Raw genomic sequence first — 25641 nt, forward strand, 5'->3', positions numbered from 1 at the left:
CCGTCGCGTTCCGGGCAGCGCTCGATCTGGCGCTGCATGGGGCCGATCAGCCCTGCGGCTATACCGAACCGCTGTTGCATGCCGCTCGCCGCAAGGTCAAGGCGCGCGACGCCCACTAGAGCACGTCACCGCGTCGTTGAAGCGGCGAAAACGCTCAGGCCTTCGATGGGGTGCACTGGTTGGCGGCAGGCCGCCGACCACATTTCCTCAGGATACGAAGTCGAACTTGTCAACGTCGAACAGGCCGCGATCGGTCATCTTGAGATGGGGGATAACCGGCAAGGCGAGGAACGCCACCTGCAGGAAGGGCTCAGGCAGGACGCAGTCCAGCGCCAGTGCGGCAGCGCGCAGAATGTGCAGATCATGAGAAACGGTCTCGAACGGTTCCAGGCTCATCAGCCCGGCCAGGGGTAGAGCCAGTTCGGCAGTTATCCTGCCGCCATCGGCCACTGCAAAGCCGCCGCCCAGTTCGATAAGGCGATTGACGGCGACTGCCATGTCGTCGTCATTGGCACCAACCACGGTGATGTTGTGGCTGTCATGGCCGACAGAGGAGGCGATGGCGCCGCGCTTTAGGCCGAAGCCGGTGACGAAGCTGCGGCCGATATTGCCGTTCTTGCCGTGCCGTTCAATCACCGCAAGCTTGATGACATCGGCGGTCAGATCGGGCTGCAGCCCGCGCTCGGTAGAGGCCAGGGTTGCTTCCTCGCGGAAAGTCAGGATCAGGCCGGGGCGCACGCCGATCACCGGGGTGCTGTTCTGGCCGGGGCGGGGCTCGGTGATGAAGCTGTCGGCGGTGACCGGAGTGGCCTTCATCGACGTGAGGCCGACGGGCGCGACCGGCTGGCGGGCGTCGAACAGGGCCGGGACCACCAGGCGCCCAGCGGTGATCACGTCGGAAACGCTGCAGTCTTCAAGGTTGTCGAGCAGGGCGATATCGGCGCGCCAGCCGGAGGCCAACAGGCCACGATCGGTGAGGCCGAAAATGCGGGCGGCCGAATGGCTCGCGGCGCGGTAAACGTGGTGCAACGGCCGCCCCATGGCGATAAGGCGGCGGATGGAGCTATCCAGATGTCCCTCCTCGGCAATGTCGAGCGGGTTGCGGTCATCGGTGCACAGCGCCACGAAGCTGGAGCTGTTTTCGTCGAGGATTTCGGCGAGCGCCTTGAGATCCTTGGAGACCGAGCCTTCGCGGATCAGGATGGCCATGCCCTTGGCCAGCTTTTCGCGCGCTTCGGCGGCGCTGGTGGCTTCGTGATCGGTGCGGATCGCGGCAGCGAGATAGCCATTGAGCGCCGTGCCCAGCAGCAGCGGGGCGTGGCCATCGATATGGCCGCCCTGAAACGCCACCAGCTTGGCCAGAATGCCCGGATCGGCGTTCAGTACGCCGGGAAAGTTCATCATTTCGGCCAGGCCAATGACCTTGGGATGGTTGCGGAATGGCTCGAGATCTTCGATTTCGAGCGCCGCGCCGGAGGTTTCAAAGCCGGTGGCGGGCACGCAGGACGACAGGTTGATGCGCACATCCATCACCGTCTGCTCGGCGCTGTCGAGGAAGTAGCGGATACCTTCGGCGCCCAGCACATTGGCGATTTCGTGGGGATCGCAGATTACCGTGGTGACGCCATAGGGTAACACGCAGCGGTCAAATTCCAGCGGGGTGACCAGCGAGGATTCGATGTGCAAATGGGTGTCGATGAAGCCGGGCACCGCAAAGCGGCCGGCACCGTCAATGACGGTGTTGCCCTGATAGCTGGCATGGGTACCCACGATGCGATCGGCGACAATGGCGATGTCGGTGGTGGTTACTGCACCGGTGATGACGTCGAGCATCCGTACATTTTTGATCACAGTGTCGGCGGGGACCTTGCCCTGGCCAGCCATGATCATGCGGGTGAGAGTCTGGGCAGAAGTCATCAAACATTCCTGGGTCTGGGAGGCGACGAGGGTCGACGCATCCGGGCGATAGGTCAAGCTGGTACTGGAACCGTGTGGGCCGGCGCACGTTGCAAATAAGAGTTTAACGGAGTGCAGCATGGAAACCTATGATCCCCACAAAACCGATACCGATGTGCGCCAGGCCAACCCGCGCAAAATGAACCTGCGCGTCCTGATCAGTTCACTGATCGGGATCGTTGTGCTCTTCGCTGTGATCTATCTGGTCTATGCGATGACCCAATCGGGCGCGGCTTAGCCACCATGCGGCTGTTCAGGTTGGACGGAACGGCTCTGACTTTGGTGGGCCGGCGGCGGGGCGTGAGCAGGTGGCCCGCGAGGTGGCCACTGTGTTGCGCAATACGCCGATGATCAGCCGGAAATCCTATATTGTACCCTGCCTGTTCAAACTGTTCAACGATGGCAAGCTCAAGTCGCTATGGGAGACCTCTGGCGCAAACCGGCGTGGACTACTGGCCCGCGAAAAGGCGCCTGGGGGCGGCACTGGTGGCGATCGGTTGGCCGACAGCGCGACACGATTGTCTTGGAGCAGAAGAGACTTCAGGCGCTGGTGGGTGGACGACGACCTTGTCGACGGTTGAGGGCGGCGTTTTCGGGTGCCTTGAACATTGCGGTGATCTCGTCTGCGGACACGCCGGCCGAGAACAGGAAGCCCTGCAAGGTGTTGCACCCCAACCTGCCGAGGATTGTTGCCTGTTCCTCGGTTTCGACGCCTTCGGCGGTAACCTCGAGCTCCATGGCGTGCGCCAGGGTGACGATGGCATCGGTGATTGCTACCGAGACATGCCCATCGGCCAGTTGGCTGACAAAGGAGCGGTCGATCTTGATGCGGTCAACAGGATAGCGCTTGAGGTAGCTCAGCGACGAGTATCCAGTGCCAAAGTCATCAAGGGCGATCTGAATGCCCGCGGTGCGGAAGGCCCGCAGGTTCTGCGCCGAGATGTGTTCTTCATCGAGCAGGATGGATTCGGTGATCTCAAGCTCAAGATCAACAGCCCGCATCCCCGTCTGATGAAGAATGTCAAAGACCAGATTGGCGAAACGCGGGTTGCGCAGCTGCATTGGTGAAACATTGACTGCAATTGTGCGCCCGGGAACTGTGGCGCCCAATTGACAGGCGCGGCGCAAGACGAACTCGCCCAGAACTTCGATGAGGCCGGTGCTTTCTGCGACCGAGATAAAGCGTCCGGGGGCGATCTGACCGTATTTTGGATGATGCCAGCGCACCAGAGCTTCAGCGCCAATGACCTTGCGGGATGACTGGTCGATCAGCGGTTGAAATACCACCGACAGTTGATCGTCGCGGCCGAGAGCTTCGCGCAGTTCGCCCTCGATGGTGTGCTGCAACTGCAGCAGCTCGTTCATGTGCTCCTCGTAGACCACCGCACGATTGCGCCCACCGGCCTTGGCTTCGTAGAGCGCGATATCGGCCTTGCGAAACAACTCGCTGGGCTCGGCATCGTCGCCCCGCGCCAGGACGATGCCGATGCTGGCGCCGACATGGGCCTTGGCGCGGTTTAAGAGGAACGGACGACCAATCGCCTCGATGGCGCGGGCCGAGAGCGCCAATACATCGTCAAGTTCGTCATGATTGACGGTCAGAATGGCAAATTCGTCCCCGCCCAAGCGGGCGATTATCGCATCCGCGCGAAACACGGTGCGGAGCCGGTCGCTCACCGCGCCGATCAGTTCGTCGCCAACCTGGTGGCCCAATGTGTCGTTGACCTGCTTGAAGCGATCGAGATCGAGCATGAATAGCGTCAGCTGTGTATTCCGTTTGTAGCTGTCGGCTATCGCCGCGGCCAGTTTGACGTCAAATCCCATGCGGTTGGGCAGATTCGTCAGCTTGTCGTGCATAGCTTGATGCTCGACCAGTTGATGCTCCGCTTCGAGCGCGATAGCGGTGCCGCGCAACCGCCGGAGCAACAGGAAAGCCAGAAAAGCGCCGATGGTGAATACGATGGCCAGGGCCGGCGCGGTCTGACGCAGCATCAATGTGCCTGGATGGTCACTATCCCATTCAAAAAAACCAATAAAGCGTCCAGTAGCGTTCTCAATGGGATGGGCCGCGCCGCTCGGGTCGTTGCTCTCGACCAGCGAGAAGCGGCCATTCTCGATCAGATACTCACCATTGATTTTGTCAGCGGCAGCTTCGTCGAGGAATTCCAGGGCCAGCACCACCGACTCGGCGCCCTTGAGTTGGGGCAGCGCACCAGAGTGGGTGACAATAGGCATGGCCGCAACCATGGCAGGTTGCCCCGCGATGATAGCAAGATCAGTCAAACCGACAGGCGTGGACATGCCGGGCGGCAAATGGGTCGGGGGGAATGATCGGAGTCGCCCGAGAAATGGCGCAAACACGGTCGTCAGCTCGGGGTGCTCTGCAGGCTCCAGTGAGACGCCAGCATCCATCAGGTAGATCGGCACCGCATCTTTGTCGAAAATGGCAATGCGATCAATCCGGTAGAAGTCGTACATCCAGACGCCCAGATTGTCCGCGATCCAGTCGAAATTGATTCTGAATTGGGTATTGACGACGGCGTCGTCCCAGACAGCGACGCTTTCGAGCTGTTGTAGCAGGCTTTTCTGGCGGCCATCGATGATGTGGGTGACCAAGGTGCGCTGCCGCTCTACGGCGCGCTGGTCGATATTGGTCGTGACCCAGACGATAAAAGCCAGGAATGAGGCGGCCGTAATGACCAACGCCAACACTACTGACAGTAGCATGGCGAGGGAGGACTGCCGGCGGTTGGTTTTCGGCGGCGTGTCGGGCATCAAATATCGGTAAAGGACGCTGGGGCCTCGATATTAGCGCTTCTGAGATTGCCGACTAGTTACCAGATTGAGATTTCTGGTGTTTTTGCTGGTCAGCCATTTTCCTTGAACAGGACTTCGCGATCCTGGGTGAAGTTGGCGAGCAGCGGCAGGCAGGCACCGCCAATTTCGCGCGCCCCAAAGCCAATGGTACCTTCAGCGATGGTGAACGGGGCCAGTCCTTGCAGGTCAAAGCCGAGCGTGGCTTCGCGTGTGGCCTGGACCAGGGACTGGCGTATGCCGGCCGGAAAAGCGCCATCGATCACTATCGTGCGGAAATCGATGATGGATACCGCGCTGATGGCCGCAAGAGCCAGGCTTTGGGCGGCATCGGCGATCCACTCATCAAGCAGTGGACCAATTTCACCCCAATCGCCGGGGTCGCGCCACAAGGTGCTCGGGTCCTGACCGGCAGCGGTCAGCCTGTCGGCAAGAACATAGATCGACGCACTGCGTAGTAGCTGCTGAAATCCCCCGGAAGGAGCTGGTACCGGCAGGGGGCCGATGGCGCCGCCATAGCCGGTGCGCCCGGGAAACAGATGACTATTGAGCACCACGCCACCGCCAATGAAAGAACCGAGAAAGATGTAGAGAAAGTCCTCGCCGTGCTGACCATTGCCCAGCACCAGTTCGGCGGCGCAGGCTGCCGTGCCGTCATTGTGGAAATAGACCGGCCATGGAATGATCGCTGCGATTTCGGCGCGAATATCGGCTTGTCGCCAGGCGGCAAGAACATCGGCCGGTGCGCCCAGCTGGGACTCCCAGTTCCACAGCTCGAAGGGCGAGGCGATACCGAAGCCTGCGATGCGTTGGCGCTCTGCTGGGCTCAGCCCGGCAGTCAGCTCGTCAATGCCTCGGCGGGTCAAGTCCAGCATGATCTGTGGCGTCGGATAGGGGTGAGGCTGGTGGATGCGGCCCCGCACGGTACCCGCAAAATCCATCAATACGATATCGGAACTGCGTCGGCCGATCTTGAGCCCGAGGAAGAAGGCACCGCCTGGATTGAGTGCATAGGGAACCAGAGGTTGGCCCACCTTGCCACGCAGGGGATTGAGGCGAAGCAGAATACCATCAGCTTCCAACGCGTTTACGATGGTGGAAATGGTCTGCGGTGACAGGCCAGTGCGCCGGGCAATGTCAGCCTTGGGCAGACTGCCGTGGCGGCGCACCAAAGACAGCACCAAGCGTTCATTGTAGAGGCGCACGCCAGTCTGGTTGGTGCCGCGACTGAGTTGGTCCGAGCCTGCGGCTCGCCTGCCTGAACTCACCATCGACAATGGCCTTATGTTAACATTTGCAAGTTGTTGTCCTGCGGCTTTAGGCCGGATTACCCGTCAAATTGCAATCGTTTGCTTGGGTGTGATGGAAGTCGAAGCCCCATCAAAAGGCCACGCATCCCGTACTGTCAATTAATAAATCACTTGGAATAACTTATTGACACGCCCGGTCAGTTCCACTGATATGGAGGCCGGAGAGCAGGTAGCACGGGAGCGCTGAACCAGTTCTCCTGATGGTCGACGGACGGGTGAACACCGATCGGGGCCTGCGAACATTCATTGGGAGGAGTAGATCGATGGGTAAGTTATTGAAGGTCGCGGCCGCCGGAGCCGTGATGCTGGGTCTGATGTGCGGCACTGCCGCTTATGCCCAGGAGGTGGTGGGCCTCATCACCAAGACAGAAGGCAATCCCTTCTTCGTCAAGATGCGCGAAGGCGCCCAGGCCAAGGCCGACGAACTGGGGCTGGATCTGCGCACCTTTGCCGGCAAGTTTGATGGCGATAATGACAGCCAGATCGCGGCCATCGAAAACCTCATTGCTGCTGGCGCCAAGGGTTTTGCGATTGTGCCATCGGATTCTGCGGCCATTGTGCCCACCATCCAGCAGGCCCGCGACGCCGGACTGCTGGTGATCGTGCTCGATACCCCGCTTGATCCGATCGACGCGGCGGATGTGACCTTTGCCACCGACAACCGCCAGGCCGGCCGGCTGATCGGGCAGTGGGCGGCCGGAACCTTGGGTGCGGAAGCAGCCAATGCCAAGATCGCCATGCTCGACCTGGCCGTGAACCAGCCGACTGTCGACTATTTGCGCGACCAGGGCTTCATGGAAGGGTTTGGCATCGATGTGAAGGATCCCAACCGCTATGGCGACGAGGACGATGCGCGCATTTGCGGCCATGAAGTGACAGGCGGCGCCGAGGATGGCGGCCGTACCGCTATGGAAACCCTGCTGCAGAAATGCCCGGATGTTAACGTCGTCTATACGATCAACGAGCCCGCCGCCGCCGGCGCCTATGAGGCGCTCAAGGCGATCGGCAAGGATGACGGCTCGGTGCTTATCGTCTCGGTTGATGGCGGCTGCCCCGGCGTTGCCAATATCAAGGATGGTGTCATCGGCGCCACCAGTCAGCAGTATCCTTTGCTGATGGCGTCAATGGCCATGGAGGCCATCAAGACATTCGTCGACACGGGTGAAAAGCCCGCGGTCACCGAAGGCCTCGATTTCTTCGACACCGGCGCGCAGCTTGTCACCGACGCACCGGTTGCCGGCGTCGAATCGATCGATACCACCAAGGGGGCTGAGCTCTGCTGGGGCTGAACCACGCTTGCAGATCAGTGGGCCGCCATTGGCGGCCCACCACCGATGGATATTGACCCTGGGGAGGGGTGTTGATGAGTGACGATGCAGCCGGTTCGGCGACTGCGGAACATGGCCTGACGGGCGCCGCGCAGACCGTCGCCAGTTTTGACACGGAGAGACCGGGCCTGATCCGGCGGATACAGGCCTTCCTGCACACCTACCCGACCGCGATTCCCTTTATCGTTCTGATCGTCGGGATCGCCATCTTCTCGTTTGCGGCGGGTTCCAAGTTCTTTGCCCCGTTCAACCTGTCGCTGGTCTTGCAGCAGGTCACGATTATCGGCGTACTCGGTATCGCCCAGACGCTGATTATCCTGACCGCCGGCATCGATCTGTCGGTTGGCGCCATCATGATCTTGTCCTCCATCGTGATGGGTCGACTGTCGGTCGTTGCCGGCGTCCCGGTGGAAATTGCCTTTGTCATGGGACTTGCCACCGGTGTGCTCTGTGGATTCATCAACGGGGTGCTGGTCGCGCGCATCAAGTTGCCGCCCTTCATCGTGACACTGGGCACCTGGTCGATCTACGGGTCGATGATCATCTTCATCTCCAACTCCGAGACCATCCGTAGCCAGGACATCGCCGCGATTGCCCCGATGCTGCAGTGGATGGGGGCGCGCGTGGCGCTGGGGGGAGGGGCGATCCTGACCATTGGCTCCATGGTGATGCTGCTGATTGCGGCGGGTGTCTGGTATGTGCTCAACCGCACCGCGTTTGGCCGCCATATCTACGCCACCGGAGATGACCCGGAATCGGCCCGGCTGGCTGGCATCAACACCACCTGGACGCTGATTGGCGTCTACACGTTGGCCGGGCTGATTTGCGCACTGGCCAGCTGGGTGCTGATCGGGCGCGTCGGGGCGGTGTCGCCGCTGGGCAGCCAGACCGCCAACCTGGATTCGATCACTGCCGTGGTGATCGGCGGCACGTCGCTGTTCGGTGGCCGCGGTTCGATTGTCGGCACGCTGTTGGGTGCGCTGATCGTTGGCATGTTCCGCAATGGCCTGGCTCTCTCGGGTGTCGATGTGTTGTGGCAGGAATTTGCGGTGGGGGCGCTCATCATCATTGCTGTCACCACCGATCAGTGGATCAGAAGGATCTCGGCATGAGCCTGGACCAGACAGCAGCAAGCCTGACCGCCACGCCGATCGCCGGGCCGCAGCCGATACTCAGCGCCCACAATCTGCAGAAGCGCTACGGCAAGGTGGTGGCGCTCGATCACGCCGATTTCGATCTGTACCCTGGAGAAATCCTGGCGGTGATCGGCGACAATGGTGCGGGCAAATCGACCCTGATCAAGACGCTGTGCGGTGCGGTTATCCCCGATGCCGGTACTATCAAGCTTGATGGCTCGCCCATCGCCTTCAAATCGCCGATGGAGGCGCGGCTGGCCGGCATCGAAACGGTGTACCAGAATCTGGCCCTGTCGCCGGCGCTGTCGATTGCCGACAACCTGTTTCTGGGCCGCGAAATGCGCAAAAAAGGGCCGCTAGGCGACATTTTCCGCCTGCTCGACCGCTCCGGCATGAACCGGATCGCGCGCGAGAAGCTGACCGAATTGGGGCTGATGACCATCCAGAATATCGGCCAGTCGGTGGAAACGCTGTCGGGCGGCCAGCGACAGGGCGTTGCAGTGGCGCGCGCGGCGGCGTTCGGTTCGCGCGTGGTGATCATGGATGAGCCGACGGCGGCGCTGGGCGTCAAGGAAAGTCGGCGCGTGCTGGAACTGATGCTGGACGTCAAGCGGCGTGGGCTGCCGATCGTGCTGATCAGCCACAACATGCCCCATGTGTTCGAGGTGGCCGATCGCATCCATATCCACCGGCTGGGCCGACGGATCGCGGTCATCAATCCCAAGGACCATACCATGTCCGATGCGGTGGCGATCATGACCGGCGCGATGGAGCCGCCCGCGCAAGCGGCGTCAGCTTCGTGATCTTGGACGCGGCAAAATAGCGTTTGCCGCCTTCGCCTCCCGGTCGTCCTGCGATAGGGTGCGCGGGCCACCATGCCTTGCATTGGTCGCCGCTGTCTTGTCGATGCTCCGGGAACCTGATGATGACCAAAGTCCGCGCCCTTGTCCTTGAACGCCAGCACGAACTGGCCTTGCGCGAAATCGATCTGCCGCTCGAGGTCGGGCCCGGCATGGTCAAGATCGCCATCCACACGGTGGGGGTCTGCGGCTCGGACGTGCACTACTATACCCATGGCAGGATCGGCCCGTTCGTAGTCAATGCGCCGATGGTACTGGGCCACGAGGCCGCTGGGGTGGTCAGTGAAGTTGGTGCCGGGGTGACCCATTTGCAGGTGGGCGACCGGGTCTGCATGGAGCCCGGCGTTCCCGACCCCAATTCGCGCGCCAGCCGGTTGGGCATGTATAATGTCGATCCTGCCGTGCAGTTCTGGGCGACGCCGCCGGTGCATGGCGTACTGACCGCCGAAGTGGTGCATCCGGCCAATTACACGTTCAAACTGCCCGATCATGTGAGCTTTTCCGAAGGCGCGATGGTGGAGCCGTTCGCAGTGGGCATGCAGGCGGCGGCCAAGGCGCGGATCACCCCGGGCGACACCGCGGTGGTGCTGGGCGCTGGGCCGATTGGCACCATGGTGGCGCTGGCGGCGCTGGCGGGCGGCTGCGCCCGGGTTATCGTGGCCGACCTGGCCCAGCCCAAGCTCGACATTGCCGGACAGTATCAGGGCGTCATCACCGTCAACATCCGCGACAGGGACGTTGTCGAGGCGGTCAGCGAACTCACCGAAGGCTGGGGTGCCGATGTGGTGTTCGAGTGCTCGGGCTCGCCGCACGCCTGGAAGACCATCATGGATTTGCCGCGCCCGGGTGGGGCGATCGTCGTGGTTGGCCTACCGGTTGAACCGGTAGCGGTCGATATTGCTGGTGCTTCGGTCAAGGAGTTGCGGATCGAGAACGTCTTCCGCTACGCCCATCAATATGACCGGGCCATCGCGCTGATCGGCTCGGGCAAGGTCGATCTCAAGCCGCTGATCTCGGAGACCTTTGCCTTTGAAGATGCCAAAGCGGCGTTTGATCGCGCCGTTGAGGCGCGGCCAAGCGATGTGAAGCTCCAGATCCGTGTCGCGCAGTAGCGGGCAAGCCCAAGAGAGGAAACAAGATGGACCTGAATTTGCGCGACAAGGTTGCCGTCATTACCGGTGGTACGGTGGGGATCGGGCTGGCGGTGGCGGAGGGGTTGGCCGCCGAGGGCGCCAATCTGGTGCTGGTGGGCCGCAACAAGGAGCGGAACGATGCTGCGGCGGTGCGGATCGCCGAGCGGTTCAGCATCATCGCCACGGCGATTGCCGCTGACGTCGCGACAGCCGAGGGGTGCGACGCAGTCGTCAATGGCACCAAGCAAGCCTTTGGCGGCGCCGACATCTTGATCAACAATGCAGGCACGGGCTCCAACGAGACTATCGCCGAGGCCGACGACGCCAAGTGGCAGTATTACTGGGACCTGCATGTGATGGCGGCGGTGCGGCTGGCGCGCGGGCTGGTGCCGACGATGAAGGCGCGGGGCGGTGGCGTGGTGCTGCACAATGCTTCGATCTGTGCCGTCCAGCCGCTGTGGTATGAGCCGATCTACAATACCACCAAGGCCGCCCTGATGATGTTTTCCAAGACGCTGTCAACCGAGGTGGTGGGCGACAATATCCGCGTCAACACGGTCAATCCGGGTCTGGTGCTGACGCCGGACTGGATCAAGACCGCCAAGCAGATCGCCGGAGAGGATGGCTGGCAGGCCCACCTGCAGGGCGTCGCCAATGAGGCTGGCGGCATGAAGCGGTTCGCGACGCCGCAAGAGCTGGCCAATTTCTTTGTCTTCCTGTGTTCGGACAAGGCCAGTTATTCGACCGGCTCGACCTATTTCGTCGATGGCGGCTGGCTGCAGACGGTGTGACGCAGTTTCGGCGGATGGCGCGCCGGGTTCGAAAATGGGCAAGGCCAACGGCCTTCCCTGGCCGCTGCTGCACCGGGAACGAATGATTGCTGCGCGGGTTTTGTCAGCATATTCAACAAGCTGGAAACACCACAATGGATACTGGGAACGCCTTCGGTCTGGTGGAGACCTATCTGCCGCAGCATATCATGGGCATTCGCCTGGTAATTGCCGCGGTGCTGAGCGGGCTCATTGGCTTTGAGCGCGAGTTGCACACTGCGGAGGCTGGGCTGCGCACCCATATTCTGGTGGGCGTTGCTGCGGCGCTGTTCACCATTCTGGCGTTCGAGATTTACCACACCCTGCCTGCAGGTGAGCAAAGCAGGGCTGACCCGATCCGCGCGGTCGAAGCGGTTACAGCGGGGATTGCCTTTTTGGGTGCGGGGGCAATCTTTCGCAGTGGTGCGGGTGTGCAGGGCCTGACGACCGGTGCGGGCATGTGGCTCGCGGGTGCGGTCGGTGTAGCGACCGCGCTGGGCTACTACGTTGTGGCGACGGGGGTGGCAGTGCTGGCGGTGATGGTGTTGGCCGCACTGCGCGCCATCTCGCATCAGGTGATTGGCGCCGACCGTCGCAAGGTCGGTGAGAAGGTCGAGCGAAACGAGCGGTAGCACACTTTTCAGCCTGCAATGATGCCGGTCCGCTGGGCCGTGGGGAGAGGCAGGATTGTTGATTCAGGCACCCGAGGGACAAGTGCCAAACCATCGCTGCCTCTCCCCCCGTGCGCGCGCAACGGGAGGTGTCGCGCTCGCGCTCGCCTGTACCTGACCCCCTTGGAGTAGGGCCGGCACCCCCTCTCAACCTGCGGTGTCCGCAAGGCAAGAGGGTAGGAGGTGGCCGGAGGGACGCCTGGGAATGCAGGGCGGTTCGAAAACCGACTTGCAGCGCCCCGTCCGGCCGAGGCATGCAGCCTGTGGACGCAGGAGCTACATGCCAACTGCTTCGGGGCGCTGTGTCAGCGCCCAGAGTTCAACAATGTCTGCTGCCACGCGGTGATAGGCGTCGCGTTCGGCGTGGCGGACGAAAACCGCAGCAGCTCCATTTTCGAGCAAGGCGTGGCGGCTCTGCTCCCCAAGCCGGGGCGCCAGGACCACAACAGGAACGCCGCTGGCGCGCATTAGCTGCTGGACGGCGATCAAGAATTCGAGATTGGCCCCGCTATGGGCCTTGAGATCGACAATGATCAAGCCTGGTTGTTCGGGCGAGGCCTTGCCAAGGTCAGTCTGCAAGCGGGCGCGAGCGCTGACCGCATCGCCATAGTGCTGTATACTTGACGCGCCCTGGACCAGCAGCGCCCGTGTCAGCAGGTGGGCTGAGTGCACATCATCGTCAATCAACGCCACAAATGACGTGTAATCCGCAGAGACGTTCACCGCATACCTCAAAGAGCCGCTGTTGTGGCGCGGACAAGTGAATCATTGCAGCCGGTACGTACGAATACGCACTGGCGATGATGTACCAACTGGGTGGTCAATGGTCTCAGAAGGGGCCTAGCCGACCGAGAATAATGTCGCATCAATGACGGCGACGACGGCCCTATGAGCCAATTTGCACGAGGTCGCTAGGCAAGTTCAGGTAAATCTGATGTAACTACAGCTTGCGTTTTACATGTAAAGCGCGACAGTCTGGCGAACTGGTTCGGAGGTCGGTTTGGCCGCTTCAACGCAACAGCGCGAAACTATTCTGGGCGCTCTTGAGCAGTTGCTGGCATGGCCGGAGATTGCCCGCTCGCCGCAGTTGGGTAAATTTCTCGACTACATTGTACGGCTCAAACTGGACGGGGATGAGCAGTCAATCAAGGCGTATTCCATTGCGGTAGATGTGCTGGGGCGCCCGGCTGATTTCGATCCTCAATCAGACCCGATTGTGCGCGTGCAGGCGCGGCGATTGCGTACCCTGATCGACGAGTATTATCGTGGGCCGGGCAAAGATGATTTGGTGCGGATTGCCTTGCCGGTGGGGCGCTACGTGCCGGAGTTCTGCATGGCAGAAGGGTCGGCCTATGCCGATGTGACGGCCAGCAAGGTCAACCAGATGGCAACACAGCCTGCGCCAGCGCGGGCACCGGCGACAGGCGGTGTGTATCTCTCGTGGTTTGCGCTCGCAGCAATATCGCTGGGCGCCTTGGTGATGAGCGTTGCGATCTTTGGACCGTTTCCCGGTCGGCCGGCGATCAGTACAGGCGGGTTGCAGCGTCCCAGCGTGCGGGTTGTCGAGTTCCAGAATCTTACCCGTCCGGACAGCGATGCACCCAAGGTGGCCGGCCTGGCTATCGAACTGGTGACCGATCTCGATCACTTCGAGGATATTGATGCCCGTTATGGCGGTGGCAGCGACCTGAGTATTGCGATCGCCGATGACGATGTCAGCGACTATGTTCTGACCGGTATCGTGCGCAAGGATCAGGCGCTGGTACAGTACAGCGCCATTCTCACTGACAGCGGTACCGGCACGGTCGTGTGGAACCACGCCATCGCGGTGCCTGCCGCTGCCGCGACCCAGCCCGACGTGCTCGACGAGGTGTCACGCCGCCTCAGCCTCATTCTGGGCAGTCCGCGCGGGCCATTGCATGTCGAGGCGCGCGAGTCGCTGGCGCTGGCGCCGCCAGACAATGGCGCCAGCAGCCCTTATCTCTGCCGCATGCTGTTTCATCTCTACCGGGAAACCGGCACCACGGCGGCCGCCACGCTGACCGCTGACTGCATTGCGAGCTTGCCGGAAAGCGAGCGGGCGTCGGCGGCGGGCCTGGCGATGTCGGCGAGCCTGCTGGTCGAACAAGCTATTGGCCGCTCTGAGGAGCCGATGAGCCAGGTTGAACGCTGGCGCGCGGCCGAAGCCAGCCTGGATCAGGCCATCGTCCTGTCGCCCGTCAGCGCGTTTGTCTGGGAACAATATGGGCGGTTGCGCCAGGAAATGGGGCAGTTTGACACCGCCAGGATCGGTTACGATTCGGCCGTCCAGCTCAACTCGGCCAATGCGGATGCCCTGGCCAGCTATGCGCGGCTGTTGGCCTTTGGCGGCGACACCGCTGGGGCCGAGAGCATGGCGCGCGATGCAGTTGACGGGACGCCGGACCCACCAGATTGGTATTTCGGTGTGCCGGCCATGCTCGCGCTGCGGTCAGGCGACAATGCTCAAGCCATTGAGGATGCAGAACGCTATGCGCGGGCTGACCCCGAACTGGGACCAATTCTGGCCATCCTGGCCGGGCAGCGCAGCGGGGATGGCACCGTTGTCAATCGCTACCTGCCGCAGGTGCTCGATGTCGCCAGTTTTCGCGCCCAAGGCGTGTTGCCCCGATTGCGCGAGCGCGTGCAGGACCCGGTCTTGCTCGAACAGATCCGCGGGGCGCTGGTTGCTGCCGGGGCACCGGAGCAGGCGCTCAACGCTGCCTTTTAGGGACATTGTTCGCTGACGGATCTGTGCCGCCGATCTCGCGCTAATGGGGCGATGATTGCGAGAACAGGTTGATGACCATCACCCCTGCGACAATCAGGCCCATGCCGATCAGTGCGGGCAGGTCCAGCGTCTGGCCATGCGCGAAATAGGCAATCAGCGCAATCAGGACAATGCCGCTGCCCGACCAGATGGCGTAGGCAATACCCACGGGGATGGTCTGCAGGGCCAGCGAAAAGAAGTAAAAGGTGATGGCATAGCCTATCACCACGACCAAGGTCGGTACCAATTCGGTAAAGCCGTTGGAGGCCTTCAGGAATGAGGTGGCCACCACTTCGCCAATGATGGCTATGGCCAGAAGGACGGCGCCGTTCATGTCAGCGGGGACGCAAAGAGCGCCTCGGCCAGTTCGATGAAACGCCGGCCGCGCTCCTCGAAGTTCTTGAACTGGTTGTAGGAAGGTGCGCCGGGCGACAGAATGACCGCATCGAATTGATCTCGCTTTGCATGCAGCATCTGCATGGCCGTCTCGAGATCGGGCGGGCTCAGCACCACTATGGAGGGCGCTGCATTTTGGGTCGCAGTGGCCAGACGCGTGCCTGTCACCGGCAGGCAGGCGAGGGTGGTTACCCCATAGCCAAGCAGCAGGCCTGCCAATTCGGTATAGTCCTGCTCGCGTTCGTGGCCGCCGGCGATCAGCGCCAGTCGCTGGCCGGGATAGGAAGCCAGCGCGGCCTTGGTGGCCTCGGGGGTGGTGGCGATGGAATCATCGACAAACAACGTGCCGCCAAAATTGTGCTCTTCGAGCCGGTGGGCCAGAGGCATGAACGCCGCAATGCCCTGGACAATGCCATCCAGCGTGCCGCCAGCGGCGCGGGCGATTTGCGCGGCCAGCAGTGCATTGTCGAGATTGTGGGCACCCTTGAGCCGGGAGCGGGCGACTGCGGCGGTGATCGTCGCCTGGTCATCGCTGTTGAGATCGGGCAGCAGCCGGCGCGGGTCGCGGATGGCTTTGGCGACGAGCGCGTTGCGCCTGGCAGGCGCGCCCAGCGCCACCGGAAAGCCGCCATCGCGGTCAATCAGGTGCAGCTTGTCGTGATAATAGCGTTCGACGCTGCCGTGCCAGTCGACATGCTCGGGATAGAGGTTGGTCACGGCGGCGATGTCGGGCAGGAAATTCATGTCCGCTGTCTGGTAGCTCGACAGCTCGAAGATCACCACGGCGTGGGTGTCTGCGATATCGAGCGGGGCCACCCCGACATTGCCGGCCAGACCCGCGTCAATGCCCGAGCGGGTCAGCATCAGATGGAGCAGGGTGGCAGTGGTCGATTTTCCCTTGGTACCGGTGATGGCGATCACGGTGCGGCCATCGCGAAACATATGGCCCCACAGGTTCAAATTGGAGGTGACGGCGATACCGGCATCGCGGGCGATGTCGAATACCGGCTTGTAGCGCGATACGCCGGGACTTTTGATGATATCGCCGAACCGGTGGGCGCGAATGGCGTCCTTGATGTCCTCGGGCGCCATGAAGGCGGTATCAGGGATATCGGCAGCACCGCTATCGACCGTTACAAATACCTCGAGATCGGGCTGGCTTGCCTTGAGAAAGGCGCGGGTGGAGAGTGCCTCGCGGCCGGCGCCGTAGAGCAGAATGGGTTCTTCAAACCGCATAGGCGGCTACCTTGGCGGCCAGGGCCGGGGGAATGTGATGATCGTGACTATCGGTCAGACATTCAGCCATGGCCGCTTGCAGCTTGGGTTCGCCATATTGAGCCAGCAGATCGGCCTTGATCGCGCGCACCACGGCAGCCTGGTGCCAGTCGGCATGGCGAGTCAGGGTGTAGAGGCAGGCTGCAGCTTCAAGAATTTCTCCGACACATTCCCAGGGCTTCTGGCCGGCCAGGCCTGCCAGTTCCCGAAATGAGGCTTCGTGTGCCGGATTGTCGAGCAGGTCCTTGCCGAAAATGGCGAGCAGACGTTCCTTGGGCATGAAGGGAGCAAAGATCAAAAAGACAAAATGGCATTTGGGACACTCGCCACACCACAGCGGGCCGTCATTGCCGGTCAGTCGGAAATTGCGATTGCAGCTGGAAAATACCCGGTCGAACCGGGTTTCGTGGGTGAAGAGGGACGCAATTCGCGCCTCCGAATAGGGACGCAGCAGCGAGAAGTATTTCAGCGCGCCGCCGGTTGCATCGCTCAGAATGGCGGCGATCAGCAGTTCGAAGCCCAGCGATTTGGAATATTGGTGGTTGGTCTCGCGACCGTCGAACTCGACATTGCCCTCGCTGGCCGAACGCTCATTGGAGAGCACGATCTGGTTATAGCCATAGAGGACCGCGCAGAGGGCGGCGATCATCGAGTTCATGGCAGTCGAAGGTACGTGTCCGTTGTAAAACCCGGGCTGCTGGCTCAGCCGGATCATTTCGGGGTCGAGCGTGCGGGTGGCATAAATCGGTGGCGTGCCGATGGTGGCGACCGAGGTCAGAATGGGACCCTTGGGGTTCACCGCAAAAGGGGTGAACGGAACGCCGGTATGGCTGAGCAGATCGACGCTGACCAAGGAGTCCTTGCCGCCGCCTATCGGCAGCAATGTGCGCTGGGGCAGGGTGATAGCCGGCTGGTGCTCACGGGTGTCATGGGGCGCGGTGATAGTCAGCTTGCCAAAGCGCAGCAGGTTGTTGCGGGCGTAGAACTCGCCCATCCCGTTCTCATAGACGTCGATGGCAAAGGCGCGCTCGGCCTCGTTCAATGCAATATCGGGGGCGGCGATCTCGAAGGGCGCCTTGAGCTTGAAATAGCTGACGCCCAGCACGATCGCGGTCAGATCGAGCAGCTTGCTGAAATTGGGACTGGCTGCGGCAGCTATGTCGGCGCCCTTGGGCAGATCCAGGGTCTCGACAAAGCGCAGCCCGTCCAGAGCATAGGCAAAGCGAGCCTGGCCAGTGGCTGGATCGAAATGGGGGCGCTCGATAAGAAATTGATCGGTCAAAGCGGGTTACTCGCGGTTGATCGACATATAGGTGATTTGTGCGCCTGGGGGGAGAGGGGTCGCGATGTGCCGCATGTCGGAATCGTCGCAGACCGTTCGTCGCTGTGTTGAAAGGCCTGTTTGGCCAGGAAAACCAAGGAGAGAGAAATGCGTGTGATGGTTTTAGTCAAGGCAACAGCGGACAGTGAGAAGCGTATTATGCCGTCCACAGAATTGTTTGAGGCGATGGGCCGCTACAATGCCGAGCTGGTCGATGCCGGAATCATGCTGGCGGGCGATGGGCTCAGGCCCAGCGTCGATGGCAAGCGGGTGGCCTTCAATGGTGCCAGCCGTACGGTGATTGATGGACCGTTCGCCGAAACCAAGGAATTGGTGGCCGGCTACTGGCTATGGCAGGTGCGCGACATGGATCACGCTGTCGAATGGGTGAAACGTTGTCCCAATCCGATGACCGGGCCCAGCGAAATCGAGATCCGGCCACTGTTCGAGATGGCCGATTTCGACGCCGTGAGCACGCCCGACGCCGCCGCTATCCACCAGCAGAACCGCGACAAACTCGGTGGCTAGTGAATCCGCATCTGCAGGCGCATGACAATTTCGGTGCCCAGGCGCTGGTAGCCGTATTCGCGCATGGTGCAACTCCAGCCGTCACCCTGGCGCTCGATGCGGAACAGATTGTAGCGTGCCGGGTCGTCCAGCGTGCCGCCCTGGGCAGAACTGGCGGCGGCGACGCCCACCACGGGTACTTCGCCGCCACTGCCGGGAATGGAATGGATCGAGGAGCGGTGGGTATGACCGTGCAGGATCAGTTCGGCGCCGTGCTCGGCAATGACCTGACGGAACAGCTTGTGGCCCTTGAGACCGAATGAGGGGTGCTGCAATTCGGGATTGGGTGGATGGTGAATCAGCACGGTGCGGAAATAGCCCGCCTCGCCCATCACCTTGAGTATGCGGCCGAGCCGGTGGGCCTGCGGCTCATCAAAGCGGCCAACCGCCAGAAACGGGCGCGTCGGCACAGCGCTGGAGCATGAGATGACGGCCAGTTCCCCAATACGGCGGACGAACGGGAACGCCCCATCATCGAGGGTTTCGCCCTTGAGGTATTCACCCCAGTTCTGCTGGGCTGCTTCAAGCGCGCCGGGCACATAGGCGTCGTGGTTGCCCGGGCAGACTGCAATCTTGTCGGTGGGGCCCAGAGCGTTGAGCCAGGCGCCGGCCCGCTCGATTTCGGCGGGTAGGGCCAGGTTCACCAGATCGCCGGTGACGGCGGTGAAGTCGACCTGCTGGCTCTGCAGATGGCTGATCAGGCTGGCCAGTGTCTCGCTGTTGAGCTCGTCGTGGCGGCGCAGCTTCCAGTTCAGATAGCCCGTGAGACGTTTGCCCAACAGGTCGCGCCAGCCCACTTGGGGCATCGGGGAAAGGTGGATGTCGGAGATGTGGGCAAGATTGATCATTGCTCGGGTAATGCCAGAACCGGCGCAGCAAGAAAATGCTCAATCGTCCGCAGCGTCAATTTTGTCGCGGTCAACTTCCTGCTACCCGTAGCTGCAAAGGAGTCTCGTTCATGCAGATGAATCGCTTTCAGCGGGTGCGCGCCAAGGTATTTCTGACCCTCAAGGGCATTTGGCAGCGTTTGACGGTTGGCGCCCGGGTAATGCTGGTGGACGGCGACAAGGTGCTGCTGATCCGCCACACCTATGTGCCTGGCTGGCAATTCCCCGGCGGCGGCGTCGATCCCGGCGAGACCATTGAGCTGGCAGCGCGGCGCGAGGCGCTGGAAGAAACCGGCTATCGCGTCACCGGGACGATGGAATTGTTCGGCATTTATCACAATACCAGCACCGTCACCGATCGCGATCATGTCGTGTTCTACGTGGCCAGGCAGTTTGAGCGTGACTTTGTGTTTAAACCCAATCGCGAAATTGCCGAGGCACGCTGGTTTGACCGCGCGGCGCTGCCGGAGAAAATCACCCCGGCGACGTCGCAACGGATTGACGAGTATTTTGACAGGACACCGCGCCGCGACATCTGGGGTTACTGAATCCAGATGCCCGGCAGGCTGCGGGCATCGAACTAGGACAGGAACGGCAGATCGGGCCCGATCGGAATGATCCGGGTCGGGTTGATGGTGATGTGGCTCCAGTAGTAATGCGTACGGATATGGTCGAGATCGACCGTTTCCTTGATGCCGGGCACCTCGTACAGAGCCTTGAGGTAGTGCGAGATGTTCTGGTAATCGGCGACGCGCTGTCGATTGCACTTAAAATGGCCGACATAGACCGCGTCGAAGCGCACCAGCGTGGTGAACAGGCGCCAATCGGCCTCGGTGATGGTGTCGCCCGTCAGATATGATGTCTCGCCCAGAATATTCTCGACCCAGTCGAGCGCTTCGAACAGCTTGGTGACCGCTTCGTCATAGGCGCTCTGGGTGGTGGCGAAGCCGGCCTTGTAGACTCCATTGTTGATGTCGTCATAGACGCGGGCATTGATCGGGTCGATCACGGCGCGCAACTGCTCGGGATAGTAATCATCCGTGTTGCCGGTCAGCTCGTTGAACGCCGAGTTGAACATGCGGATGATTTCCGAGCTCTCATTGGAGACGATGGTGCCGGTCTGCTTGTCCCAGAGAGCGGGAACGGTCACACGCCCGGTATAGTCAGGCACGGCCTGCGTATAGATCTGCCAGTAATTGTCCTTGCCGAACAGGTGATCGCCGGTCGACCCGCTGGCCTGGTCGAAGGTCCAGCCGGTCTCGTCGGGCATCTTGGGCGAAACAACCGAGACCGAGATCAGGTCTTCGAGGTTTTTCAGCTGGCGGAAAATCAGGGTGCGGTGGGCCCAGGGGCAGGCCAGCGATACATAGAGATGATAGCGTCCCGCTTCGGCCTTGAAGCCGCCTTCGCCGGACGGTCCGGCGCTGCCGTCGGCCGTGACCCAATTGCGGAAGCCCGCCTGGCTGCGCTCGAATTTGCCGCCGGTTTTCTTGGTGTCGTACCACTGGGTGGACCATTTGCCGTCGATCAGTTGTCCCATGGGCGAACCTTTCCGTCATGTTGCCGACGCTTTGTCCAGATGAACTTACAGGCGTCGCTTGCGTTGACTGACACATAGCGGCTGAGCGCGCCAACGATAAGACCGCATTGGCGTAACGAAGCGTTATGCATTTTGAACACAGACGCGATGCGTATCGCGGGTTTGCGAGGATTGAGCATGAGTTTTTGTTTACGTTCCGCTGCTGCGGTGCTAAGCGGAAATCTCGGCGTGGAGGCGCCCAGGATGGCGAAGGTTTTGCAGGTAATTCGACGACCCTAAGTGGTCTTTTGAAGCGGCTCTCATGGAGAGCCGGGTTTGTCCTACGCATCCCTGTCCTGGATTATTGCCATGTCCCTTGTCTCTGCCCCTCCGGCTGCGGCCGCTGCTGCCTCCCCCAATGCTGGTCGGGTTCCCACTGTGCGTCCTGCGACCCGTGCGGGTGATGATGCATTCATCGAGGAACTGCAGGCGCTAGCCTTTGGTCCGGGGCGGTTTGCCCGCACGGCGTTTCGCATTCGCGAGCGGTTTCCCATTGATATGAGCCTGAGCCTGATCGCCGAGGTCGATGGCACGCCATGTGGTTCGGTGTGGATGACACCGATCTCCATTGGCGGGATCAATGGCTATATGCTGGGGCCGTTGGCGACCCACCCCGACTTCCGCAAGCTGGGCGCCGGCAAATTGCTGGCGCGCGAAGTCGCGACCAGGGCATTGGCGCGCGGCGAGGGGAAGTTTGTCATGCTGGTGGGGGATCGGGACTATTACTGCCCACTCGGCTGGGCACCCACCACATTGGGCAATATCGAATTTCCCGGTCCGGTTGACCCAACCCGCGTGCTGCTGTTTGCCGAGGACAAGAGCCTAGCCACCACCCTGGCAGGCCCCATCGAGGCGTTTATCGAGGGTTGACCGGGGCGCAGCGTTGGTCTGGTGCCCTTCGGCGCTGGGGTCGAACGCAGTGGACCGCTTGGGGTGTGGTGCTCTAAGCTGGTGGTTCCGACGTAGTGTGTGGTGTTTGTTTGCCCCCCGACGATTCCATTCTCGAGCGCCTTGCTGCGCGTCTGCTGCGCGTACCGCCGACTCTGTCGGGGCCCGAGACGCTGACGCCCGACTGGGCACCGCCCCGGCCATTCGAACGTCCGCCAGTGCCTGCTGCCGTCTTGATCGGGCTGGTGCGACGGCCGGAGGGTTTTACCGTGCTCTATACCGAACGCTCGCCCGATCTGCGGGCGCATTCGGGGCAGGTGGCATTTCCGGGTGGCAAAGTGGATCGGCAGGATGAAGACGTGGCCGCAGCCGCCCTGCGCGAGGCCTTTGAGGAAGTGGGCATGGTGCGCAATGATGTGCAGGTAATGGGCTTCATGCCGACCTATTTCACCGGCACCAATTATCTGATTACGCCGGTTGTGGCGATCGTGGAGCCGAGCGGGCCCTTCGTACCCAATCCGGGGGAGGTGCACTCCGTGTTTGAGGTGCCCTTGCAGCGCATCATGCAGCCCGAGAGCTATGCCCAATTCCGCATGAAACAGGGCGGAAAGGAGCTGCGATCCTGGCAGATTGACCACGATGGGCACCGCATCTGGGGCATTACCGCCAATATCACACGCCAATTCCGCGATTTGGCGATGAATGAGGTTGGGGCATGAGCGTCTCCAGGCTCAAAACTGCCGAATGGCTGTTGCGGCCGGAAACCCAGACGATTTTTGCTGTGCTGGACGGCGCGCAAGGGCGAACCCGCGCCGTGGGTGGGGTCGTGCGCGACACCATTCTGAACCAGCAGCGCGTCAATCCCGATATTGATCTGGCCACCGAACTTCTGCCTGACGAGGTGATCAAGCGCGCCGCAGCGGCGGGGATCGCCTCCTATCCCACCGGGATCGAGCATGGCACGGTGACCCTCAAGCTGGGCGATACGCTGGCCGAGGTGACCACGCTGCGGCAGGACATCGAGACCAATGGCCGTCATGCGGTGGTGGCATTCGGCACCGACTGGACCAAGGATGCCAGCCGGCGCGATTTCACGCTTAATGCGCTCTATTGCGGCGCGTACGGGGCGCTGTTTGATCCGCTGGGCGGCGTCGACGATGCGCTGGCGGGGCGGGTGCGCTTTATTGGGGATGCCGGGCAACGGATCAAGGAGGACGGACTGCGGGTCTATCGCTTCTTCCGCTTCTCGGCCAGTCATGGCGGCCAGCAGTTTGATGGCGATGGGTTAGCCGCCTGCGTTGCTGCGGTCGACCAGCTTGCGCACCTGTCGCGCGAACGTGTCGGGCACGAAATTATCCGCATGCTGGATTTGCCGCAGGTTGCGTTGACACTGCTGATGATGGCCGAAGTGGGCCTGTTGCGTTTCAGCGATGAAATTGCCAGGGCGCTGGCCACCTATGAGACACTGGGCGGACGGGCGGCAACGACGCGGCTGGCCTTGCTGGCCGGTGACGATCTTGAGCAGGCCAGAGAGCGCTGGCGCCTGTCCAGTCAGACGGTGACCGCTGCCCGTGAGGTAGGCCTCGCAGCGACCCTTTTGGCGGACGATCGAGTGGGCGAGGCGGCCTATCGCCATGGCGAGATCGCGGTCGAGGGATTGGCCATGGCTGCGGCACGCGATGGCTGGGGATCGGCGCGGCTGGCCGAGGCCGCGCGGGCGCTCGCCGCAGTCGTGGTGCCGGATTTTCCAATCAGCGGGCGCGATCTGATTGGCATCGGCATGGCGCCGGGACCGGACATGGGGCATGCGCTGGCGCGGCTGGAGCGGGCCTGGATCGACAGCGGCTTTGTGCTCGACAAGGGCGCGCTATTGAAGCTGGCCCAACCCTAGAGCCGAATTGGCGCTTCGTCGGAATCGACGATCCGGGCCTTGATCCGGTCGATCATGTCGGGTCGTACTTCGGTCTCACCATGCAGGCTGCGCAGGTTTTCGACCACTTTGCGAACAAGCTCGGCTTCGCTCTCGGCCTCGGCATGCCAAGTGGCGCCGGGAATGAGCGAGGCAGCTTCAAATCGTTTCATGATGCGCTCCCGTGTTCGACTGTGTCGAAGTAACGCGCGGCAATTGCGAAGGTTCCAATCATATTGCCACTAGCAATGCGCTTTTGCTGTCACATAGCCATGATTTATATATAGGTTCAGCCGAGACGACGAGGAGAACCCGCCGGGCATGCGCGCAGGCTTGTGGAACAGAATTCGCGACAATCTGTGGCCCCGCATGGGTATGCGGCGTTACAGCCTGTATCTGCGCAAGCGGGTGATGCGACTATCGGCCAGCCCACACGCCATTGCCGCAGGGGTGGCTTCGGGCGCCGCTGTGTCAATGTTGCCGCTGATTGGCGTCCATTTTGTGCTTGGATTCGTACTGGCCTTTGCCACGCGCGGCAACATGATTGCAGCTGCCATTGGCACAGCCTGGGGCAATCCGCTGACCTTTCCGTTCTTTTTTGCGGCCTCCTACGCCGTCGGCGACTGGCTGACGGGTGGTGGGGGCGTCAATGCGTCCGAAGTGGCTGAGTTGGAAGCCACCGGCGCCCAGCTCAGCAATGGCCTGTTCTCAGGCGGACTTCACGCCATCTGGCCAACCTTCAAGACCATGTTGGTCGGCGGCCTGCCGCTGGCGGTTCTGGTGTATGGAGTATTCTACGTGGTGGTGCGGCTCGTGGTGACGCGGTTTCGCACCCTGCGGCAGGCGCGACTGGCGCGCAAGCGTGACCTCGAGAACCCGGTTCAATCGTCGACAAACTGACCGAGCGGACTGAGACCTTCCAACCAGGTGCCGCCGTTCTGGCGGATGACCTGGCGGGGCAATATGCCGGTTTCGTCTGCAAGAGCCTGGGCCAAAACCGTTGAATGGGTGACAATCCAAACCTGCGTGCGTTCAGCGGCGCGGGCAATGATGCGCGCCAGTGCGGGCAGCATATCGGGATGCAGGCTGGTCTCGGGTTCATTCAGCGCGATCAGGGGGGGCAGGCGGTAAGCCAGCAGTGCGCCCATCAGTGCAAGAAATTGCAGGGTGCCGTCGGACAATTCATTGGCGGCGAACGTCCGCTTGGACATGTCAGCAAAACGCATGGCAAAGCTGGCAAAGCGCTCGGGCATCGGCACATCCAGCTGTGCGCCCGGGAAGGCGTGGTCGATAGCCCTGTCGAGATCAACGCTGTCCTGCCGGATGTGGCGCAGTGTGGCAAAGACCGCCGCCAGATTGGCTCCATTGGTATCGAGCATGGGAGCCGTAACGGCACGGGCCGGTTGGCGCAGCGGCGATTCTGCGTCGGTGCGAAACCCGTGATAGAAGCGCCAGGCGGTAATGGCTTCACGTACCCGATCAATTTCAGGATAGCCACGCACCCCGGCAAGGGCGGTTTCGCTGGAGAGCAGGACGTCATCGGCCTGGATGCGCGCCCCTTGGTGATTGCGCACCCAGATGGCCGGCCCCTTGCGCTCCAGCAGCGCCACCGGCCGGCGTCCGGTCAGTGTCAGTGCCTCCCGCTTGACCATGGCTTCCAAGTCAAATGCGGCATCCACCTTGCTGGGGAAACCTGGCTCGATTTCATAGCTGAAGGGCGGACCGTCGCCCTCGCCATCGATCGAATCCATGCTGACGCGCAGGGTTAGCCGGGGCGGTTCATGTGTGCGGCGTTCGCCGGCCCACATGACCGAAGCCAGGCCGCCTTCGCGGGCGATTTCCTGAGCAAAGTCACCCGTTGCAGCCGCGCGCACCAGTTCGAGCGCGCGGTACAGATTAGTCTTGCCGACGCCATTGGCGCCGACCAGCACCGATAGCTGGCGCACGGGGAAACTTATGCTGCGGATCGACCGGTAATTGGCCAAGTGAACGTCGGTCAGCACCATGGCCGCAC

Annotated in this window: 25 protein-coding genes; 14 read left to right on the forward strand and 11 right to left on the reverse strand. The window is 61.8% G+C overall.

Annotation, left to right across the window (positions count from 1 at the left end; genetic code table 11):
- Window positions 1–207 precede the first annotated feature (207 nt).
- Window positions 208–1917, reverse strand: coding sequence for an adenine deaminase (ade, locus tag Q8O80_RS15030; RefSeq protein WP_305580660.1), 1710 nt, complete (start codon window positions 1915–1917; stop codon window positions 208–210).
- A 118-nt stretch (window positions 1918–2035) separates the two neighbouring features.
- On the opposite strand from ade, the gene Q8O80_RS15035 reads away from it, so the two are divergent.
- Window positions 2036–2194: a hypothetical protein gene (locus Q8O80_RS15035; RefSeq protein ID WP_305580662.1), complete on the forward strand. Its 159-nt coding sequence runs from the start codon at window positions 2036–2038 to the stop codon at window positions 2192–2194.
- 302 nt (window positions 2195–2496) lie between these two features.
- Here Q8O80_RS15035 and Q8O80_RS15040 read toward each other — a convergent pair whose 3' ends face one another.
- Together Q8O80_RS15040 and Q8O80_RS15045 are read right to left on the reverse strand one after the other, a co-directional pair.
- Window positions 2497–4731, reverse strand: a complete 2235-nt coding sequence (locus tag Q8O80_RS15040; RefSeq protein WP_305580664.1) for a bifunctional diguanylate cyclase/phosphodiesterase — start codon at window positions 4729–4731, stop codon at window positions 2497–2499.
- A 92-nt stretch (window positions 4732–4823) separates the two neighbouring features.
- On the reverse strand, window positions 4824–6041 hold the full coding sequence (locus tag Q8O80_RS15045) for an ROK family transcriptional regulator (protein WP_305580666.1): 1218 nt from the start codon (window positions 6039–6041) through the stop codon (window positions 4824–4826).
- Between the two features lie 302 nt (window positions 6042–6343).
- Here Q8O80_RS15045 and Q8O80_RS15050 point away from each other — a divergent pair, with 302 nt between their 5' ends.
- From Q8O80_RS15050 to Q8O80_RS15075, 6 genes are all read left to right on the forward strand, one after another.
- Window positions 6344–7369: a sugar ABC transporter substrate-binding protein gene (locus Q8O80_RS15050; RefSeq protein ID WP_305580668.1), complete on the forward strand. Its 1026-nt coding sequence runs from the start codon at window positions 6344–6346 to the stop codon at window positions 7367–7369.
- Window positions 7370–7443: 74 nt separating this feature from the next.
- Window positions 7444–8520 (forward strand): ABC transporter permease, encoded by a 1077-nt coding sequence (locus Q8O80_RS15055; protein WP_305580670.1) that lies wholly within the window; start codon window positions 7444–7446, stop codon window positions 8518–8520.
- On the forward strand, window positions 8517–9347 hold the full coding sequence (locus tag Q8O80_RS15060; protein ID WP_305580672.1) for an ATP-binding cassette domain-containing protein: 831 nt from the start codon (window positions 8517–8519) through the stop codon (window positions 9345–9347). The genes Q8O80_RS15055 and Q8O80_RS15060 overlap by 4 nt, the downstream gene beginning before the upstream one ends.
- Before the next feature lie 122 nt (window positions 9348–9469).
- Window positions 9470–10516, forward strand: coding sequence for an NAD(P)-dependent alcohol dehydrogenase (locus Q8O80_RS15065; RefSeq protein ID WP_305580674.1), 1047 nt, complete (start codon window positions 9470–9472; stop codon window positions 10514–10516).
- A gap of 26 nt (window positions 10517–10542) precedes the next feature.
- On the forward strand, window positions 10543–11328 hold the full coding sequence (locus Q8O80_RS15070) for an SDR family NAD(P)-dependent oxidoreductase (RefSeq protein ID WP_305580676.1): 786 nt from the start codon (window positions 10543–10545) through the stop codon (window positions 11326–11328).
- Window positions 11329–11462: 134 nt separating this feature from the next.
- Complete coding sequence (locus Q8O80_RS15075; RefSeq protein ID WP_305580678.1) at window positions 11463–11978, forward strand: MgtC/SapB family protein; 516 nt, start codon at window positions 11463–11465, stop codon at window positions 11976–11978.
- 315 nt (window positions 11979–12293) lie between these two features.
- Here Q8O80_RS15075 and Q8O80_RS15080 read toward each other — a convergent pair whose 3' ends face one another.
- A complete protein-coding gene (locus Q8O80_RS15080) occupies window positions 12294–12740 on the reverse strand; it encodes a hypothetical protein (protein WP_305580680.1) in 447 nt (148 codons plus the stop codon).
- A gap of 277 nt (window positions 12741–13017) precedes the next feature.
- Between Q8O80_RS15080 and Q8O80_RS15085 the strand changes: the two genes are divergently transcribed.
- Window positions 13018–14766 (forward strand): hypothetical protein, encoded by a 1749-nt coding sequence (locus Q8O80_RS15085; protein ID WP_305580682.1) that lies wholly within the window; start codon window positions 13018–13020, stop codon window positions 14764–14766.
- A 40-nt stretch (window positions 14767–14806) separates the two neighbouring features.
- Here the strand turns inward: Q8O80_RS15085 and Q8O80_RS15090 are convergent, their stop codons facing one another.
- The 3 genes from Q8O80_RS15090 to Q8O80_RS15100 are packed head-to-tail and all read right to left on the reverse strand — an operon-like array spanning window position 14807 to window position 17758.
- Window positions 14807–15139: an SMR family transporter gene (locus Q8O80_RS15090; RefSeq protein WP_305580684.1), complete on the reverse strand. Its 333-nt coding sequence runs from the start codon at window positions 15137–15139 to the stop codon at window positions 14807–14809.
- Complete coding sequence (gene murD / locus Q8O80_RS15095; RefSeq protein WP_305580686.1) at window positions 15136–16437, reverse strand: UDP-N-acetylmuramoyl-L-alanine--D-glutamate ligase; 1302 nt, start codon at window positions 16435–16437, stop codon at window positions 15136–15138. The genes Q8O80_RS15090 and murD overlap by 4 nt, the downstream gene beginning before the upstream one ends.
- Window positions 16427–17758, reverse strand: coding sequence for a hypothetical protein (locus tag Q8O80_RS15100; protein WP_305580688.1), 1332 nt, complete (start codon window positions 17756–17758; stop codon window positions 16427–16429). Before Q8O80_RS15100 ends, murD begins: the two co-directional genes overlap by 11 nt.
- 147 nt (window positions 17759–17905) lie before the next feature.
- Here Q8O80_RS15100 and Q8O80_RS15105 point away from each other — a divergent pair, with 147 nt between their 5' ends.
- Window positions 17906–18325: a YciI family protein gene (locus tag Q8O80_RS15105; RefSeq protein WP_305580767.1), complete on the forward strand. Its 420-nt coding sequence runs from the start codon at window positions 17906–17908 to the stop codon at window positions 18323–18325.
- Here the strand turns inward: Q8O80_RS15105 and Q8O80_RS15110 are convergent.
- Window positions 18322–19212 carry a metallophosphoesterase gene (locus Q8O80_RS15110; RefSeq protein ID WP_305580691.1) on the reverse strand — a complete coding sequence of 297 codons (891 nt, stop codon included), beginning with the start codon at window positions 19210–19212 and terminating at the stop codon, window positions 18322–18324. The genes Q8O80_RS15105 and Q8O80_RS15110 overlap by 4 nt on opposite strands.
- 110 nt (window positions 19213–19322) lie before the next feature.
- On the opposite strand from Q8O80_RS15110, the gene Q8O80_RS15115 reads away from it, so the two are divergent.
- Window positions 19323–19799: an NUDIX domain-containing protein gene (locus Q8O80_RS15115; RefSeq protein WP_305580693.1), complete on the forward strand. Its 477-nt coding sequence runs from the start codon at window positions 19323–19325 to the stop codon at window positions 19797–19799.
- A gap of 32 nt (window positions 19800–19831) precedes the next feature.
- On the opposite strand, the gene Q8O80_RS15120 is transcribed toward Q8O80_RS15115, so the two are convergent.
- On the reverse strand, window positions 19832–20791 hold the full coding sequence (locus Q8O80_RS15120; protein ID WP_305580695.1) for a glutathione S-transferase family protein: 960 nt from the start codon (window positions 20789–20791) through the stop codon (window positions 19832–19834).
- A 348-nt stretch (window positions 20792–21139) separates the two neighbouring features.
- On the opposite strand from Q8O80_RS15120, the gene Q8O80_RS15125 reads away from it, so the two are divergent.
- From Q8O80_RS15125 to Q8O80_RS15135, 3 genes are all read left to right on the forward strand, one after another.
- The gene (locus tag Q8O80_RS15125; protein ID WP_305580697.1) at window positions 21140–21700 is read left to right on the forward strand and encodes a GNAT family N-acetyltransferase; all 561 of its coding nucleotides are present in this window, start codon (window positions 21140–21142) and stop codon (window positions 21698–21700) included.
- Window positions 21701–21810: 110 nt separating this feature from the next.
- Window positions 21811–22437 carry a CoA pyrophosphatase gene (locus Q8O80_RS15130; RefSeq protein WP_305580699.1) on the forward strand — a complete coding sequence of 209 codons (627 nt, stop codon included), beginning with the start codon at window positions 21811–21813 and terminating at the stop codon, window positions 22435–22437.
- On the forward strand, window positions 22434–23609 hold the full coding sequence (locus tag Q8O80_RS15135; RefSeq protein WP_305580701.1) for a CCA tRNA nucleotidyltransferase: 1176 nt from the start codon (window positions 22434–22436) through the stop codon (window positions 23607–23609). Before Q8O80_RS15130 ends, Q8O80_RS15135 begins: the two co-directional genes overlap by 4 nt.
- Here Q8O80_RS15135 and Q8O80_RS15140 read toward each other — a convergent pair.
- On the reverse strand, window positions 23606–23800 hold the full coding sequence (locus tag Q8O80_RS15140; protein ID WP_305580703.1) for a DUF1059 domain-containing protein: 195 nt from the start codon (window positions 23798–23800) through the stop codon (window positions 23606–23608). The two genes, Q8O80_RS15135 and Q8O80_RS15140, sit on opposite strands and share 4 nt — an antisense overlap.
- Before the next feature lie 148 nt (window positions 23801–23948).
- Between Q8O80_RS15140 and Q8O80_RS15145 the strand changes: the two genes are divergently transcribed.
- Window positions 23949–24527 carry a DUF2062 domain-containing protein gene (locus Q8O80_RS15145; RefSeq protein ID WP_305580705.1) on the forward strand — a complete coding sequence of 193 codons (579 nt, stop codon included), beginning with the start codon at window positions 23949–23951 and terminating at the stop codon, window positions 24525–24527.
- Here the strand turns inward: Q8O80_RS15145 and Q8O80_RS15150 are convergent.
- Window positions 24509–25633: an AAA family ATPase gene (locus Q8O80_RS15150; RefSeq protein ID WP_305580707.1), complete on the reverse strand. Its 1125-nt coding sequence runs from the start codon at window positions 25631–25633 to the stop codon at window positions 24509–24511. The two genes, Q8O80_RS15145 and Q8O80_RS15150, sit on opposite strands and share 19 nt — an antisense overlap.
- Window positions 25634–25641 lie beyond the last annotated feature (8 nt).

The organism is Devosia sp. (genome assembly GCF_030689745.1).
Classification (GTDB): domain Bacteria; phylum Pseudomonadota; class Alphaproteobacteria; order Rhizobiales; family Devosiaceae; genus Devosia; species Devosia alba.

Coding starts and splice junctions, on each gene's coding strand:
- ade (WP_305580660.1), bottom strand. CDS start 1,917: ATGACTTCTGCCCAGACTCTCACCCGCATGATCATGGCTGGCCAGGGC.
- Q8O80_RS15035 (WP_305580662.1), top strand. CDS start 2,036: ATGGAAACCTATGATCCCCACAAAACCGATACCGATGTGCGCCAGGCC.
- Q8O80_RS15040 (WP_305580664.1), bottom strand. CDS start 4,731: ATGCCCGACACGCCGCCGAAAACCAACCGCCGGCAGTCCTCCCTCGCC.
- Q8O80_RS15045 (WP_305580666.1), bottom strand. CDS start 6,041: ATGGTGAGTTCAGGCAGGCGAGCCGCAGGCTCGGACCAACTCAGTCGC.
- Q8O80_RS15050 (WP_305580668.1), top strand. CDS start 6,344: ATGGGTAAGTTATTGAAGGTCGCGGCCGCCGGAGCCGTGATGCTGGGT.
- Q8O80_RS15055 (WP_305580670.1), top strand. CDS start 7,444: ATGAGTGACGATGCAGCCGGTTCGGCGACTGCGGAACATGGCCTGACG.
- Q8O80_RS15060 (WP_305580672.1), top strand. CDS start 8,517: ATGAGCCTGGACCAGACAGCAGCAAGCCTGACCGCCACGCCGATCGCC.
- Q8O80_RS15065 (WP_305580674.1), top strand. CDS start 9,470: ATGACCAAAGTCCGCGCCCTTGTCCTTGAACGCCAGCACGAACTGGCC.
- Q8O80_RS15070 (WP_305580676.1), top strand. CDS start 10,543: ATGGACCTGAATTTGCGCGACAAGGTTGCCGTCATTACCGGTGGTACG.
- Q8O80_RS15075 (WP_305580678.1), top strand. CDS start 11,463: ATGGATACTGGGAACGCCTTCGGTCTGGTGGAGACCTATCTGCCGCAG.
- Q8O80_RS15090 (WP_305580684.1), bottom strand. CDS start 15,139: ATGAACGGCGCCGTCCTTCTGGCCATAGCCATCATTGGCGAAGTGGTG.
- murD (WP_305580686.1), bottom strand. CDS start 16,437: ATGCGGTTTGAAGAACCCATTCTGCTCTACGGCGCCGGCCGCGAGGCA.
- Q8O80_RS15105 (WP_305580767.1), top strand. CDS start 17,906: ATGCGTGTGATGGTTTTAGTCAAGGCAACAGCGGACAGTGAGAAGCGT.
- Q8O80_RS15110 (WP_305580691.1), bottom strand. CDS start 19,212: ATGATCAATCTTGCCCACATCTCCGACATCCACCTTTCCCCGATGCCC.
- Q8O80_RS15115 (WP_305580693.1), top strand. CDS start 19,323: ATGCAGATGAATCGCTTTCAGCGGGTGCGCGCCAAGGTATTTCTGACC.
- Q8O80_RS15120 (WP_305580695.1), bottom strand. CDS start 20,791: ATGGGACAACTGATCGACGGCAAATGGTCCACCCAGTGGTACGACACC.
- Q8O80_RS15125 (WP_305580697.1), top strand. CDS start 21,140: ATGTCCCTTGTCTCTGCCCCTCCGGCTGCGGCCGCTGCTGCCTCCCCC.
- Q8O80_RS15135 (WP_305580701.1), top strand. CDS start 22,434: ATGAGCGTCTCCAGGCTCAAAACTGCCGAATGGCTGTTGCGGCCGGAA.
- Q8O80_RS15140 (WP_305580703.1), bottom strand. CDS start 23,800: ATGAAACGATTTGAAGCTGCCTCGCTCATTCCCGGCGCCACTTGGCAT.
- Q8O80_RS15145 (WP_305580705.1), top strand. CDS start 23,949: ATGCGCGCAGGCTTGTGGAACAGAATTCGCGACAATCTGTGGCCCCGC.
- Q8O80_RS15150 (WP_305580707.1), bottom strand. CDS start 25,633: ATGGTGCTGACCGACGTTCACTTGGCCAATTACCGGTCGATCCGCAGC.